This window comes from Chlamydia pecorum E58, assembly GCF_000204135.1.
Lineage (GTDB): Bacteria > Chlamydiota > Chlamydiia > Chlamydiales > Chlamydiaceae > Chlamydia > Chlamydia pecorum.
The window spans coordinates 288,196-301,534 of the sequence record NC_015408.1 but is presented as its reverse complement, the minus strand read 5'-3'; the positions used below and the strand labels follow the sequence as shown (position 1 = coordinate 301,534).

Sequence of the window (13,339 nt, the reverse complement as noted above, 5' to 3'; positions counted from 1 at the left end):
TACAAAGTAAATTATTTTTCAAAGATCCTTTAAAAAAAATTCTTTTTTAGAAGCTTAAAAATTTTTACATAAACTCATCTCTATATATAATTTAACTTGAATTTGTTGTATTCGATCCTAATTTATAATGTCTCTTTTTAAGAGTCCTCAGGGCTTCATGTTTCGCTACTTTCTATTTTGTGCTTTTTTCCTTGCATGTTTTTTTTCCGGAAGCGGGTTGTATTATTTATGTTGTTCATCGAGGTGTTCTAGCTCATCTGGAATTTGGAAGTCCCAAGCGCTATCGCGAGACCAATATGAAGAAATTTCTGCCTTTTGTCAGAATCTTCCTTCTTCGCAACAACATCTGTACGTCCAGTGCTCTCAGGGCTTTTCTTTGCAAAAGCAACTAAAGTTTGACCTTGCAGAAAAAGCGTTCTCTCGAGTTGCTGATGAGATAGAAGACAACGCTTTGTTTAAAGAAGAGGTAATGTGCGGGAAAATCATAAACGCATTTTTTTTGAACGCTTTAGATGAGATGGAAGCGCGATTAAGCCTTTTTGAAAAAAGTGAACCACGATCTATTTACCTTCCTCTTGTCCAAGCTTTATATGCGTACCAAAAAAAAGACTACAGTAAGGTTCCTGAGCTTTTATCTTGCTGGAAGGAAAATCAAGCTGAAAACTCTTCTTTTTGGTTGAATACAAATTTTCAGGTGTTATTTGCAGATTTTTTTTTCGATCATCTTGAGGCGCACTCCTTAATAGAAACCGGAAGGTTTTGTGAGGGACGAGAGATTCTCAACCAGATTGTAAAAGCTCTATTAAAACGAGAACATGAATGGAATACAAAGGCTTACGACTACACAATGTTGTTGTTAAGTCGGAGTTATTTTTTGGAGCTAATTTCCTTAGAGTCAGAAAGTGTTTATCCAGATTACTACGATATGATTTCATTCTATTTGAAGAAAATCCATATCCTGGAACTCTGCCCCTATGCTCAATTACTTCCTGAGCAAGAGTTTATTTCTACTGTTGTCGAGCATTTATTTATACTTCCAAAGCAGCGAAGAGCCTCCTCTATGCAGATTTTAGAGTTGTGGCAACATCACTATTCCCAGCCACAGAACCAGATAGTAGTAGAAGCCTTGCTAGGAAATATCAATACAAACCTAGAAGATGCGGTATGGTTTTGTGAGGAGTTGGCCTCTTCTTCAGGTTTAAATTGCCTAAGGCAAGCTCTTGTAGGCTCTTTAGGGGCTGTGCTTTCAGAAAAAGTCAAGAGCACACAAAATCTTGAAGCAAAACAGAGCTTGAAATTACTACAAGTTCTAGAGCCGAATATTTCTATAAGCAAAAAGCTCTCTTTATCCTTAGCTGCGCTACAAGACATCCTTTTACAGGATGATAAATATCATACAAAACTTAGAGATTATTTAGGTTTGTGGGAGGAAATCCAGTCCTATGATATTGGTAGGCAACAATTGGTACACCACCTTGTAGAAGGGGCTAAGGAGCTTTGGGAAGGAGGGGGAAAAGACGAGAAGGCGTTAAATCTTTTACGTATCGTCTTAGAATTTACCAATTACGATATAGAATGTAAAAACATTGTCTTTCTTTTTGTGAAGCAAGCATATAAGCAGGCGATGGCATTTCATGCCATTCCCCGTCTTTTAAAGTTGGGAATTTTTATCAAAGAAACTGGGATTTCTCCAATTTCCATCAGAGAAGAAGATCTTGCGAATTTTCTTGAAGATGCGGAATACCTTTTTTCACATGGAGAGTACCAGAAAAGCTATCTTTACTGCTCTTGGTTATCTGAAGTGGCTCCTTCTCCCCAGGTGTATCGGTTGCTGGGCTTCTGCCTCATGGAAGAACAACGCTACCAAGAAGCTTGGAACTGCTTTTTAGAGCTTCCTCCTCAAGAAAAACTTCGTAATTTGAAAGTGCAAAAAGCAATGGCATTGTGCCAAAAACATCTATCCAAAGATCTTTCTCTCAGTTATAAATACTCTCGAGAGTAGCTCTTTTATGATAGAATCTTCCCCAAAGATCCCAGATGTTCTTAAAGATTTGCTACAACAGCATGTCGTTTCCCCTTTAGATGTTGTTTTTGCACGTAGACACACCCCTCCAAACACTGAAAAAGCAATGCTATTTTTAGCGGCCTCTTCAGCTTTATGGCGGCATGGCTATCCCTTCCTCTGTCTTTTAGAAGATCGCTTGGTGCCCTCAGTTCCTGGACTCTCTGAACAAGTTTTTTTTCAAGGGTTTCAGGAGTTTTCCGAAAACTCTTCTGAGGAGTTATTTGTTGTTGCTGAAAAAAAGTTGTATTTGCGCTCCCTATATGAGACGCGCAAAAAACTTTTTCAGAAACTTACCAGAGTGTCTTTAGCACAACCTATGTTCCCGAGCTTAAAACACCTCCCTAAAGAGCTATCTCAAGCACAAGCGCATACATTGCAGCAAGTTTCTCAAAGATGTTTTTCTATAGTTTGTGGGGGGCCTGGGACGGGAAAGACGTTTTTAGCCATACAGCTGATAGTAGCATTAATTAATGAGAATCCCCATATGCGTATTATTGTGGTTTCCCCTACAGGGAAGGTTGCAGCGCATTTCCGCAAGGTTCTTGCTAACTATTCTCTACCGGACACAGCCATTTCGGTCCATACGATACATCATTTTTTACAAGAATATGCCCATCAACAATACAGCACAATGAATGTTCTTATTGTTGATGAGGGCTCCATGGTAGATTTTCACTTGCTTCATAGTCTTGTACAAACTCTTCCTGGGCGCTATACCCCATGTGGGAAGGTACAATCCGCGAGTATGATCATTTTTGGAGATAAAAATCAGCTTCCCCCCATAGGAATTGGTGCGGGGAATCCCCTACAAGATTTAATTGAGACTTTCCCGGAAAGCACGATGCATCTTGAAGTCTCTTACAGAGCAAAAACCCAAGATATCCAAGAGATTGCCCAAGCGATCTTGTCACACCAGATGGTCCCCTTCTCTCCCCTTCCTCCTTTTTCCGTAGCTATAGAGCTTTTTGCAGACGCTTTTCAACGAGCATTATCTAGAGGGGTAAGCTTGTGTGTGTTGTCTCCTATGCGCTTGGGAGTGTGGGGATATGTAAATTTAAATCGTTTTATTCATCATGAACTTCAAAAACGTAATCCCCTCTTGCCTGTCCCAATTATAGTTTCCAACCGTTATGAAACTTGGGGATTATGTAATGGAGATACAGGAGTTCTTTCTGTTCAACAACAAAAGCTCATGTTCTCTCAAGAGATAGTTATAGATGCTCAGGCATTCTCTAACTATACCTATAACTATGCCATGTCCGTCCATAAGAGCCAGGGAAGCGAATACGATGAAGTTCTCGTTGTCGTGCCTAAGGGATGTGAAATCTTCGAATCTTCTTTGCTCTATACTGCTGTGACACGAGCAAAAAGTAAACTCTCTATTTGGGCTGATGCTGAAACACTAACGAAAATCATAAAAAAACCCCGAAAGTATAGCTTTCAGGGTTTAGATAAAGCATTAAAGCACTGATGAAAACTTAGCCAATAAAGTCTGCAACAAAATTAAGCGCAGATCCTATAACTCCAAGAATAGCAACAACTGCTAATGCATGTTCCCCTAGTAAAGAAGGAATAATTTCACGAAGAAGTCCTAAAACTTCTCGGATTATATCAATGAAGTCACAGAAAAATTCTAAAATTGCATTACGCAACCCTATAAAGCGGGCCCGTCTAGCTTCGCCGTTTCTTCCTTCTTCTTGATCTACAACTTTACTATCCTTTCCAAAAGAATAGGAGTACACCCCTAGACCGTTTTCCACTAGAGAGAACCCAGAAGATAAAATGGCTGCCCCAGTACCGATTTTTCCTCCTAGGCCAGCAGCATGTTGACCTAAGTCTACCAGTTGCGCTTCATGTAGGAAATCATTCACTCTTATTGTTTTCGAAACCAAACGACATACTTTAGATAAAATCGTTAAAGGAGATCGCATTTGCATTGCTAATAAGCCCTGGTTCGGAGAATTTCCATCACCCTTTTGTGCTTGGCGTGTAAGAATGAAAGAACCATCGGGAGCTGTTTCGTAAAATAAAGACCCAGAGAAACATTGTGTCCATAATGCTGCACAACCCACCATGTTGTTAACACCTTGTGCAACAGAACACACGTTTTCTAGCCTTTCTAGGGATTGATGTGGAGCATTTACATTTACAGAAGATACAGAAGAATCCACTAAAGCGATTTGACTTCTAGCAAGCATAGAACAACTAGATGCGAAGTCAAGCCCATCTCCAATAAGATTAGAAACATTACAAGAAGACAAAGCCTTAGATCGTATGTGATTAAAAGCTGAACGACAAGAACCAGGGAGCAAAGCTCTCATGGCTGAGCTACAAAAAGAAATAGACATATAAAATTACCTTAAACGTAAAAAAGTTGGGTTACGCTTTAATTTTGCACATAGCTCTTGACTTAATGCGAGCAGCTTTATTGCGCTTGAAAATGCCTCGCTTTGCAGCTTTATCTACAATGCTATACACGGAGCAAAGACTGCGCGAAATCTCATTAGAATTCTCTGTTTTCAAGGTGGTCTCAAATTTCTTAAGAATGGTTTTTACCCTAGACTTAAAGCTTTGATTTATAAGGTTCCGCTTTTGTGCAGTTTTTACACGTTTTTCTGCAGAAGGCTGTTTTTGAGGACCTTTATTTTTGTTAGACTTTTTTGGCGCCATTATCTCTCCAGAGTAGCACTATTTTCAGTGTAAACAAATCCTATAAATTGATATAAATTTTGAGATGAATAATACTCGATTTTTGATTTTATCTAAGATTTGGATGGCATTCTAAAAAAAAAGGAATTAATAAAAAAGAAAAAACCAAAGAAGCTTGTTTTTCCAAGAAAATTAAGGATTTTTTGAGCTTTAAAACATAATTTTTTCAAAAATTTCTGACAAAAAGTTTTTTGACTGGCCTAAAGGTTTGATTTATATGTTGCTAGTGAAAAAGTGGTTCCGAACTAATCTTAGGGGTCGTACGTACTTCTTTCCTCTAGCTATTCTTCTTTCTCCCTTTATTTTTTACCCATTTCTTTCTGATTTTCAAAAAAATTATAGCGGGTTTGTTTTTGCTACCATTTCTTCTTTGGGGTGGTTTTTTGCAGTGCGTTATAGGGAAAACCAATTAAAAACAGCAGCAGAACACCTTCTTCAAGAAAAAATTCGAAAAATCACCGAAAACAATGAGGGTTTGCGTCAAATTCGCGCTTCTCTTCAGGAGCATCAACAAGAAGCCAAACAGCTAAAATTGCAAAATCAGAATCTTTTAAACCAGCTATTTCACGCTCAAGAAATTTTTTCGAAAACAAAAGGTGAAAAACATCATTTGGAGGCTTGTGTTTCTAGATTAAAGGAAGAGACGCAACGTCAGCAATTGCAATTACAATCTTTAATGCAGGAGTATAAAGAGAAAGAGGAAGAGAGCATAAAATTAAGTCGAGAGTTGGCTGAGATGACAGCGTATCAGCAAGCGTTAAATGATGAATACCAGGCAACGTTTATAGAGCAGCACTCGATTTTAAATAAACGGCAGGCCTATATTGCAAAGCTGGAGAGTAAAGTTCAGGATTTGATGTATGAGATCCGGAATCTTTTGCAATTGGAGTCAGACACTTCAGATGCTCATGTTCCAGGTACGCCCTGTATTGCTAAAGATGTGCCTTCGCAAATATCTTATGAGTTAAAGAAGATCGTATTTAAAGCGGAAAATATAGAGGCGGCTTCTTCTTTAACAGCTTCTCGCTATATGAATAATGAGGTGGGAATACGCAACTATTCTTTAGAGTGTCGAGAATTATTTGATGGCTTGCGAGAGGAGAGCTTGGGAATGGTTTTTATATATGCGCCTCAATCTCGTCGGGCCGTGTTTGCCAACTCTTTATTTAAAACATGGACAGGCTATAGTGTAGAGGATTTTTTCAAAAATGATGGCATTGTGGTTTCTGACATCAAGCAGTGGGAGTCGGATTTGCAATCTCGTGTTACCCAAGAACGGCGGGGGAAATTAATTATAAAAACAAAAACTCAAGGGTCCTTACCTTTTTATTATTGCTTGACTTCTTTAAGTAAAGGGCCGTTATATCGTCATGTTTTAGGGATTCTTTATCCTGCATGAAAAGAAACTTTCTAGGATAAAAGGTTAAATTTTGTATGCACTACTTAGTAAAAAACCTAGATTTCCTATTTTTCTTTGGCTAAACTTTTCTCCAAGGCTAGGACCTCTTTTATATTTTTGTCACAAATAGTATGTCACGCATGAATACACAAGATAGCCCAGCAATGGACGCTTCTTCGGAAGAAGAGGCACAAAAAAAGCTAGAAGAGCTTGTTTCTCTCGCTAAGGAGCAGGGCTTCATCACATATGAAGAAATTAATGAAATTCTTCCTATGTCTTTTGATTCTCCAGAGCAAATTGATCAGGTATTGATATTCTTAGCTGGAATGGATATCCAAATCCTGAATCAAATTGATGTAGAGAGGCAAAAGGAAAGAAAAAAAGAGGTTAAAGAGCTAGAAGGCCTTGCCAAGCGTACAGAGGGCACCCCAGACGACCCTGTGCGGATGTACCTGAAGGAAATGGGGACAGTTCCTCTTCTTACTAGAGAAGAGGAAGTAGAGATTTCTAAAAGGATAGAGAAAGCTCAGGTACAAATAGAACGGATAATCTTACGTTTTCGTTATTCCACAAAAGAAGCGATTTCTATAGCGCATTATTTAATTACTGGGAAAGAACGTTTTGATAAGATTATTTCTGAAAAGGAAGTCGAAGATAAAGCGCATTTTCTTAAATTACTGCCTAAATTGATCGGTTTACTTAAAGAAGAAGATTTATATTTAGAGACCTTACTTTTATCTTTAAAGCAGCCGAATTTATCTAAACAAGAAATTGCTAAATTGAACGAGGATTTAGAAAAGTGTCGTATTCGTACGCAGGCGTATCTTCGTTGTTTCCATTGTCGTCACAATGTCACTGAAGATTTCGGTGAGGTTGTCTTTAAAGCATATGATTCTTTTTTACAGCTAGAGCAGCAAATTAATGATTTAAAAATTCGTGCTGAACGAAATAAATTTGCGGCAGCAAAGCTTGCGGCAGCAAAGCGCAAGCTGCATAAGCGTGAGGTCGCTGCGGGAAGGACTCTTGAAGAGTTTAAGAAAGATGTCCGGATGTTGCAGCGTTGGATGGACAAGAGTCAAGAAGCTAAGAAGGAAATGGTAGAGTCTAATTTGCGGCTAGTGATTTCTATAGCTAAGAAATATACAAACCGTGGGTTATCTTTTTTAGACCTGATTCAAGAAGGGAATATGGGTTTAATGAAGGCTGTGGAAAAGTTTGAGTATCGTCGGGGATATAAGTTCTCGACATATGCCACGTGGTGGATTCGTCAGGCTGTAACGCGGGCAATTGCAGATCAAGCGCGAACGATTCGTATCCCTGTACATATGATAGAAACAATCAATAAGGTATTGCGTGGTGCGAAAAAGCTCATGATGGAAACAGGGAAGGAGCCGTCTCCAGAGGAGCTTGCTGAGGAGTTAGGGTTAACTCCAGATCGTGTTCGGGAAATTTATAAAATTGCGCAGCATCCGATTTCTTTGCAGGCAGAGGTTGGTGAAGGAGGTGAGAGCGCTTTTGGGGATTTCCTTGAAGATACTGCTGTGGAATCTCCTGCGGAAGCTACGGGCTATTCCATGCTAAAAGACAAAATGAAAGAGGTCTTGAAAACTCTGACTGATCGAGAGCGTTTTGTTTTAATTCATCGGTTTGGTCTTTTGGATGGCAAACCAAAAACTCTCGAAGAGGTTGGCTCAGCCTTTAATGTTACTCGTGAGCGTATTCGTCAGATTGAGGCTAAGGCTTTAAGAAAAATGCGTCATCCTATCCGCTCGAAACAACTCAGAGCCTTCTTAGACTTACTAGAAGAGGAAAAAACCACTTCTGGCAAAGCAAAAAATCTTAAAACAAAATAGCAATATATTTTTGAGCTAGGATAAAAGGTTTTTCTCATCGTAAGAAAAACCTTTTTGCTTTTATGAATTATGCCATTGCGGCTGTCTGAGATGCAGAGTCTTCGAGGGATTCTGTAGGAGCTTTTGGGCTTTCTTCTGTTAAGCGTTTTTCAAGTTCAGCAAAGAGCTTGGGATTTTTTTTGAGCTCTTCGCGGACAAATTCTCTTCCTTGTCCTAATTTCTTATCTTGATAATTGAACCAGGAGCCTTTCTTCTCAATGATATTGCGCTCTACAGCAAGATCTAAGATACAGCCAGCAGAAGAAATTCCCTCATTAAAGAGAATGTCAAATTCAGCAACTTTGAATGGAGGGGCGAGTTTGTTTTTAGCAACCTTTACTTTGATACGATTTCCGATATCTGAGCTATCATTACTTTTTATAGAGCCTATACGGCGGATATCTAAACGTATGGAGGAATAAAACTTCAATGCCCGTCCTCCGGTTGTGGTTTCAGGATTACCAAAGCTTACGCCAATTTTTTCACGGATCTGGTTGATAAAGATCGCACACGTTTGACTACGCGCTAAGGTTGAGGTGAGTTTTCTTAACGCTTGGGACATCATCCGCGCTTGTAGGCCTACATGGACATCTCCAATGTCACCTTCTAGCTCACTTTTAGGAACCAGAGCTGCGACAGAGTCTATAACGAGAACATCCACAGCTCCTGAGCGTGCGAGCAATTCCGCAATGCTAAGGGCATCTTCTCCACAATCTGGCTGGGAGATCATGAGGTCGTCAACATTTACGCCAATAAGTGCTGCATAGCTAGGATCTAAAGCATGTTCTGCATCGATATAAGCTGCTATTCCGCCTTTTTTCTGGGCATTTGCAACGATGTGGGTCGCTAATGTGGTTTTCCCTGAAGACTCTGGGCCGAAGATCTCCACAATGCGTCCTTTGGGGACCCCTCCGATGCCTAAAGCTAAATCTAAAGATAACGCTCCAGTTTTTATCACAGAGATTTCATGAGTTGCGGAGTGCTTCCCCAGGCTCATAACAGATCCTGAGCCAAATTGCTTTTCTATATATGCAATCGCGGCTTCTAAAGCTTTTTTCCGATCGGGTAAATTCATAAGAAGATTCCTTTTTTCATATTCCTAAGCAGCCCGTAAATAGAAGAGTCTTTTTTAAGAGAGAAAGCTTAAGGAGACTCTGTTTACGGACAGAGAGGTGTTTATTATGTATTGGTTGATGGAAGCTATTTAGTAAAAGCAGCAATGGATTTAGGTAAGGAGACATCGAAGTGCGCAGGGAAAAGTCAGAAGTAAGCATGTGTAGGTAGGAAATAGAAATCATGGGGTATCCATTTGCGTGACACCGTCATCATACATGGGTAGGGGGTTATTGACAATTGTCTCCTGAATTCTATTTGGGGAAAGAGGTTTTTGACATTAGCAAAGATGTAATTGTGATAGGGGAACATCATGGCGCTCTCGAGGCAGTTTGGGAAGATATTGCTCGAGGTATCCAACCCCTATGGAAATAAGGTGGCTATGTAAAGAAAGCCAGCGGTCATAAAACCCTCCGCCATAGCCAAGACGGTAGTGTTCATTATCAAAAATGAGGCCAGGAACAAGAACATGGGTGATAAGGGTAGGGGATATTATAGCAAAATTCTGATGAGAAAGGTCTTTAGGGTGCGAGAGAGTCTTTAACGCCTGCATAGAGGGGATGCGTACAGGGAAAAGTTGGTCTCCAAGAACTTTAGGGAATGCTAGGGAGTCGTTTTCCAGGAGAATTTGATTTGCCAAGGTCATATCGATTTCTGAGCCGAAAGAAAAAAAAGACATGACAACGCTATTTTTAGGAAGCTGTTGGACGAAAAAAGCTACGTTTTCTGCGGCCTGTATTTTGCGCTCCGGAGGTAGGTGCTGACGCAACTGGGAAAACGCTTTGCGTAGGAGACTTTTTTCTTTTTTAGGATCCATCCTTAGCTTAAATTTTGCTAATGCAACAAGGGTTTCCCATCTTGGTAGGAGATTTTCTTCGTCACCGTTCCGGAAGGGGTAAAGAAGGTCGCGGTTCCGCAGCCTTTTTCTATCTTCGTATAGGGGAGGCGATCTTCAGGACGGAAATACTCTCCTTTAATTAAAAGGCCATTATCATACTCTTCTGTGACCATCACTTGCCCTTCGGGATAATATATCGTCAACAGTCCAGATTTCTTATTATTTATAAGCTCTTTGCAGCTCTCTACAGAGCCCTGGGGGTACCAGGTTTTTACTGTTCCCTGCAACATACCCTCATGCCAATTTAAAGAAAGCTTTGCCTTCCCTGAATCGGGATAAAAGAAGAGCTCTTCTCCCTCTTTTTGCCCATGCATGAGAGTATAGGTTTGTATAACATTCTTCCCAGAATTGTTATACACGGTGACTTTCCCATAGGGCTTACCTTGAGAAATTGTCATGGTTTTTACAATGGCATATTTTCCATAAATTGCTTGAAGGCCTTCTCCTTCAGAAATTGTAGAGAAAATCTCCTTGGTTTTGGGATGCATGTACGTACCTTCAATCAAGAGGTCGTTATCGTACTCTTCAAGAGCAAGTTCCTCTCCAGACTTCTCTTCATAATATCTGGCTAAACCATGTTTTTTCCCATTGTTGTAAAGCTGCTTTTTTATTAAAACCCCTGTTGAGGAAAAAGTAAGAAACTCTCCATGAGCAAGGCCTTTGCGATAAGCTTGTTGCTTCCAAACGTGCTGGTTAGGATGGTAGTAATATGAGAGTCCTTCCAAAACCCCTTTCTCGTAGTTAATCGTGGCTTCTAGCTTGCCCTCATCATTATAAGCATAGGCTGTCCCATCAAATAACCAACTAGACTCTGCTGAAGGGTGTAAATCTGCGATGCCTCCGAGAACCTGTGCTTGGATTTTGATCTTTCCGTTTGCGTGCCATTCTCTGTACCTCCCATAGGCTCGGTTATTCAGACATTCTAAGTACTGCCTGAGCTGCCCATTTGCATGGTAGGTGGTCAAACATGAAACCTGATCTCCATGGGTGTTTTTATAGATTCTCATGACCTTTTGATAGGGTTGCGGCGCTAGAAAATCCATTTTCATGTACTTCTTCAGCTTGTCTTTAGAGCAGATCGTTTCAGAAAGGCCGTTTCTATCTATGATGTTGATGCCTGTGAGGGTGAGCTTTTCATATACCCCAGCACCTCTACAAGGGACTCCGAGAACAACGAATAATAAAAATGCACAAAAAGGTTTTTTCATATCCATCTGCTTATTGCCTCAGCTTGTATTAACCACACCTCATTGTTTAATGGTGTGGTATGTCTTGTCATTTCCCAATAGGTAAAAAATGCTAGGGGCGCTTCGGGATTGTTTTGGGAGTCGAGGAGATGGAAAATCGCTTTGATATCTTCAGTGTCAGCTTCTATAGCTTGAGAAAAGTTTAGAAAAACTAGATCCTGGTGAACCTTTTTATGGTTCCATTGCAGGTGGGGAGCTTTTGAAAGAGCGTGTTTTCTTGCCCAAACTTCCTTGCTCTGGGCAAGAAGAGAATGTTTGGGAAGGGATTGTAGCCTTTTAGTTTCTTTTTGTAAGAAAACGATCTTTTCACTAGCCGCAGCAAGACGCTCAGGATCGATGTTGCTCCGGTTTTTAGTTAATAGAGCATTGCGTCTGAGAATGCGTTGTTGATGATCTCGGGCCGTTTTTAACTTAAGAATTTGAGAGTTGAGAGCTTCCCAACGTGAGGCTTTGCGAGAGTGGTATGAGAACACCATTAGTGTAGGAAGAGCTCCAAGAAAGGATAAAGCAATGAATAATAGGGAGGATAACCATGTTCTTTTCATGAGGCCTCCTGAGAGATTAAATTAAACCGCACTTCAAAAGTTTGAGAGTTTTTTTGTATCTCAGAAACTTGTTGGAGATTAGGGTGTTTGGTAATTTTTTTTAGAAACGCAGAGATCTCTTCTGAAGAACCCTGGCCTTTAAGTAAAACTTCCGCTGTATAAGGGTGCGAGGGATTTTGTTCTGAGGGAAAATTTGTCAGTTTATAAGTAAAGTGAGAGAATTTCAGCGTAGGGAAATTTCTTCCCAAGGCAGCAAGAAACTTTAAAGTTTCCTCGCTCGTAGGAATAGTAGGCTGCAGGGCGTAAGCTTGAGAAGAAGCCTCTTTTATAGCGCGAAGGTGCTCTTCGGCTGCATGTAAAGATCTGGGGAGGGCAGGTTCTCCAGGGCAGGATAAGAGATACTGTTTCTGCGTGTGATTCGCTATAGATTTGAGCTTGACTGTAGAGGCAAGGGAGACAATAAGCATAGACAATGCTGCCATCTTGCCAATCACCACGGAGGTACGCTTTAGCCAATGTTTTTGGGACCCTGAAGAGGCATGCGTGGGATCATAGGGAAACCGCATCGCTTTGCTGGATGTGCTATGTAAAGCAGAAGCTAATGCATCACCATATTCTTCCCAGTGGGGTTGTAGGTGAGAGGGAATAATCCCACAGGGAGACAGGGGAAGATCGAGCTTCTGAGCAAGTAGAGAAGCAAGCTCTTCAGAAACTTGAGAAAGATGCACAGCGGTAGGGGAAGCTTCCGGAAAGGCTTCTTTCACGTAGTTCAAAGTTGCTAGGATATCGTCGCAGATTTTTTGTGAAGAGCTGTGAGAAAACGCTCTAGATGATAACACTGCTCGATTTTTCACAAATAAACATAATGTTTCCTGTTTATGAGCATACACGAGAAAATAGAGAGAAAGCTCCTTTAAACAAGAACATTCAGCAAGATAAAATATATCTGCAGAATGACATGATAGCGTGTTAGGGAAAAGATGAGCCTTTTCTAGAGAAAGCAGCTCCTCATGAATTGTGGTTTTTTGTGTAATCCATAGAGTTGTTGCCGTTTCCCCCTGTGAGAGCTTTGTAAGCTTGGGAGAAATTACCAAAGACTCCCGAGGAAGCGCAGAGCTCATACCAAAATTAGCCAAAGCTAGTTTTAAAATATTTTTTTTGTTTTTAAGTGTAGAGCACGAGCTTTTGACGAGAACATCAGAACTCCGCAACGAAAAAGAGACTGGAGAAGTAAAGTATTTTTTAGGAATTATAGCTTTTTCTGTTTCTAGAACCCTCTGACAATGACAAACAATCCATTCTTTGCATGTTTTTTGGAGAATTGCTATTTTAATAGTATTATTCGCATCTTTAGCCACTCCAATGTGGTATATCGGTAGTTTGATAGTCTCCATAGCGGGAACTTCTTAAGGATAAAGGAGACCATTTTAGTAAATAAATGTGTGTTTTTCAAGAAAAAGACATTTTAATT

At 40.3% G+C, this 13,339-nt stretch carries 11 protein-coding genes; 4 read left to right on the top strand and 7 right to left on the bottom strand.

Annotated features, from left to right (window positions below):
* The first annotated feature begins 157 nt into the window (after positions 1-157).
* The gene (locus G5S_RS01310; protein WP_013712376.1) at positions 158-2,002 is read left to right on the top strand and encodes a DUF1347 family protein; all 1,845 of its coding nucleotides are present in this window, start codon (positions 158-160) and stop codon (positions 2,000-2,002) included.
* Positions 2,003-2,009: 7 nt separating this feature from the next.
* A complete protein-coding gene (recD, locus tag G5S_RS01305) occupies positions 2,010-3,536 on the top strand; it encodes an exodeoxyribonuclease V subunit alpha (protein WP_013712375.1) in 1,527 nt (508 codons plus the stop codon).
* 7 nt (positions 3,537-3,543) lie between these two features.
* On the opposite strand, the gene G5S_RS01300 is transcribed toward recD, so the two are convergent.
* Positions 3,544-4,413 carry a hypothetical protein gene (locus G5S_RS01300; protein ID WP_013712374.1) on the bottom strand — a complete coding sequence of 290 codons (870 nt, stop codon included), beginning with the start codon at positions 4,411-4,413 and terminating at the stop codon, positions 3,544-3,546.
* A gap of 31 nt (positions 4,414-4,444) precedes the next feature.
* Positions 4,445-4,735: a 30S ribosomal protein S20 gene (rpsT, locus tag G5S_RS01295; protein WP_013712373.1), complete on the bottom strand. Its 291-nt coding sequence runs from the start codon at positions 4,733-4,735 to the stop codon at positions 4,445-4,447.
* A 256-nt stretch (positions 4,736-4,991) separates the two neighbouring features.
* Here rpsT and G5S_RS01290 point away from each other — a divergent pair, with 256 nt between their 5' ends.
* Both G5S_RS01290 and G5S_RS01285 read left to right on the top strand, forming a co-directional pair.
* Entirely contained in the window at positions 4,992-6,173 is a 1,182-nt protein-coding gene (locus G5S_RS01290; protein WP_041467003.1) for a hypothetical protein, read from the top strand.
* Between the two features lie 131 nt (positions 6,174-6,304).
* On the top strand, positions 6,305-8,026 hold the full coding sequence (locus G5S_RS01285) for an RNA polymerase sigma factor (RefSeq protein ID WP_021756989.1): 1,722 nt from the start codon (positions 6,305-6,307) through the stop codon (positions 8,024-8,026).
* Positions 8,027-8,093: 67 nt separating this feature from the next.
* On the opposite strand, the gene recA is transcribed toward G5S_RS01285, so the two are convergent.
* The 5 genes from recA to G5S_RS01255 all read right to left on the bottom strand — a co-directional run bounded on the left by recA (position 8,094) and on the right by G5S_RS01255 (position 13,262).
* A complete protein-coding gene (recA, locus tag G5S_RS01280; protein ID WP_013712370.1) occupies positions 8,094-9,140 on the bottom strand; it encodes a recombinase RecA in 1,047 nt (348 codons plus the stop codon).
* Positions 9,141-9,458: 318 nt separating this feature from the next.
* Positions 9,459-9,995: a 5-formyltetrahydrofolate cyclo-ligase gene (locus G5S_RS01270; protein ID WP_013712368.1), complete on the bottom strand. Its 537-nt coding sequence runs from the start codon at positions 9,993-9,995 to the stop codon at positions 9,459-9,461.
* A 17-nt stretch (positions 9,996-10,012) separates the two neighbouring features.
* Positions 10,013-11,290: a toxin-antitoxin system YwqK family antitoxin gene (locus G5S_RS01265; RefSeq protein WP_041467002.1), complete on the bottom strand. Its 1,278-nt coding sequence runs from the start codon at positions 11,288-11,290 to the stop codon at positions 10,013-10,015.
* Complete coding sequence (locus G5S_RS01260) at positions 11,281-11,868, bottom strand: hypothetical protein (RefSeq protein ID WP_013712366.1); 588 nt, start codon at positions 11,866-11,868, stop codon at positions 11,281-11,283. The genes G5S_RS01265 and G5S_RS01260 overlap by 10 nt, the downstream gene beginning before the upstream one ends.
* Positions 11,865-13,262, bottom strand: a complete 1,398-nt coding sequence (locus G5S_RS01255; protein ID WP_013712365.1) for a hypothetical protein — start codon at positions 13,260-13,262, stop codon at positions 11,865-11,867. The genes G5S_RS01260 and G5S_RS01255 overlap by 4 nt, the downstream gene beginning before the upstream one ends.
* Positions 13,263-13,339 lie beyond the last annotated feature (77 nt).